Raw genomic sequence first — 1,979 nt, 5'->3', positions numbered from 1 at the left:
GAAAAGCGCCGCTCCGGCCTTCTGCAGAAGGCCGGAGCGGCGCTTGAAACCAACGAAACGACAAACCAGTGAAAGGGGTCAATTCCTGATGTCGGCAAAGGGGTCAATTCCTCGTGTCGCTTGACACAGGGTGAGTGGAGGTCGACCGCTGCGTCCGCATTGGCAGCACCTGGTGGGACAAAGGGCGGCGTCCGACTTACGTTTGCCGCTATGATTTGCCGAAGAACTGCTGTCCGCCAATTATCCAGAAGAACCTGCTATCGCTGCTCCATTGCGAGCAGTGAGGCGACCGGCAGCAAAATCCGTGCCGGTCGTCATATCCAAAATACCCTCCGGCGAAACGATTTCGACCGGGCTAGGGGTGCCGCGGTCGAGCATAACAGGAAACGCCACCCACCTGACTTGTGCAGGGGGCAAACACCTGCAGGTGGCGCCACCGGCGGCTAGGATTCGCGGCTCAATCCAATCGCGCCGTGCTCAATCAATGACCTCGGTCACGGAACTGGCGAGCCTATAGTAGGCTTGGCCGCGATTTGGCTACCCCACCATCGTAGCGCAAAGCATCTTGTCCTCCTGCTGAAGAGTCGGCACAGATTGAACGCGCCAGGATGAGCCTGCCGCGGTTGACCCGGCTCTTCAGTGTGCCCGGAGGGCATCCGCAATATTTCGCTGCATCTTCATAGCTCATCCCCTGAAACAGCACCGCATCGATCGCCGCGCGATAGTGATAGGCCAACTGTTGGAATGCGGCTTGAAACTCAACCATGCGATAGGCCCATTCTTGCTGGGGCTCACATGAACGATGCAATGAGACGCAATCGTCAACTCCGACTGGCTCCCGCTTCCGCAACCCATATTGTGTGCAAAACGTGTTGCGGATGATCGTGAAGAGCCACGACCGTAGCCGCGTGCCCTCTTCGAATTTGTCAAGGTTCGCAAGGGCTCTCACGATAGCCTCCTGGACAAGGTCATCTGCTGCGTCGGAATTTGGTTCGAATCGGCGGGCGAACCCTCTTAATGCTGGGAGGAGAGCAACGATCTCATCGCACAGGCGGTCTCGGCGGGTCGTGGTTGGCACTGGCGGTCTCCGGTGTGAGCTATATCGCCAGAACCAGACCTTGGTCCTATCGTTCCTGGTAAACGTCCGATGGATTGACTTTGTCCGCTATCGTACATCCCTCGCGAGGTGCCGATCGATAGACTGCTCGTGAAAGTGAGCAGCGCGACATTCGGGGCGACCTCGCACATCGATGTCAACCCACATCGCCTTCGTCAGCGCGTGTACCGTCAAAAAGACGAAGACTTATCTTCTGCCGTTTGCGCCGGAACGTCACGGCCTCCGCCTTCCTCCAGTAAGACGGTGCGTTTTCGGACCAAGCCGGACGCCAACGGCGCGAGCATATATAATCGAGCGTCATTTGCGGAGATCATCTTGCGGAGAACATGATGGTGACGATATCGCATCCCACTATTTTGCTTTTGGAAGATGAAGCCCTCATTGCAGTGGACATCGAGAAAATCCTGGGCGACGCCCAGGCGGGACGGGTCGTCACCCTCGCCTCCTGCGTCGCCGCATTGAATTGGCTTTCCGATAATACTCCGGATGCTGCCATTATCGATATCTTCCTGAGGGACGGCGAATGCGCGGAGGTAGCTGAGACCCTCGTCGCGCGAGGTGTACCCTTCATCGTCCATAGTGCACGCAGAAAAGCGGCCGGTGAAAGTCATCGCATATTTCTTCACGGCGAATGGATTTGCAAACCCTCGGACCCAGATGAATTGGTCGGAGCCTTGAAGGCTTGCCTGCGTCCCGAGCGACCATCTTACGGTCCAGAAACGCCCGCAAGATGCTCTGCGTATTCCGATGAAGCCGGCCATCGATTCCGATTTGAAGCCGGCCAGTCATTCCGATTTCATTCCGGCCGGCGTTCCGATTTGAAGGCGGCCATTTCTCGGACTGATCCTGGGTCTGTTTGATG

At 57.2% G+C, this 1,979-nt stretch carries 2 protein-coding genes and 1 pseudogene; 2 read left to right on the top strand and 1 reads right to left on the bottom strand.

The window, feature by feature from the left end:
- Positions 1 to 72: pseudogene (locus tag DMO26_RS35235) on the top strand (ATP-binding protein); the annotation flags it as partial.
- 439 nt (positions 73 to 511) lie between these two features.
- On the opposite strand, the gene DMO26_RS33360 reads toward DMO26_RS35235, so the two are convergent.
- Positions 512 to 1,078: a sigma-70 family RNA polymerase sigma factor gene (locus DMO26_RS33360; protein WP_117196527.1), complete on the bottom strand. Its 567-nt coding sequence runs from the start codon at positions 1,076 to 1,078 to the stop codon at positions 512 to 514.
- Positions 1,079 to 1,443: 365 nt separating this feature from the next.
- Here DMO26_RS33360 and DMO26_RS33355 point away from each other — a divergent pair, with 365 nt between their 5' ends.
- On the top strand, positions 1,444 to 1,977 hold the full coding sequence (locus tag DMO26_RS33355; RefSeq protein ID WP_205421309.1) for a response regulator: 534 nt from the start codon (positions 1,444 to 1,446) through the stop codon (positions 1,975 to 1,977).
- Positions 1,978 to 1,979 lie beyond the last annotated feature (2 nt).

The organism is Rhizobium terrae, assembly GCF_003425685.1.
Classification (GTDB): Bacteria; Pseudomonadota; Alphaproteobacteria; order Rhizobiales; family Rhizobiaceae; genus Neorhizobium; species Neorhizobium terrae.
This window is presented reverse-complemented; position numbering and strand designations above follow the sequence as displayed.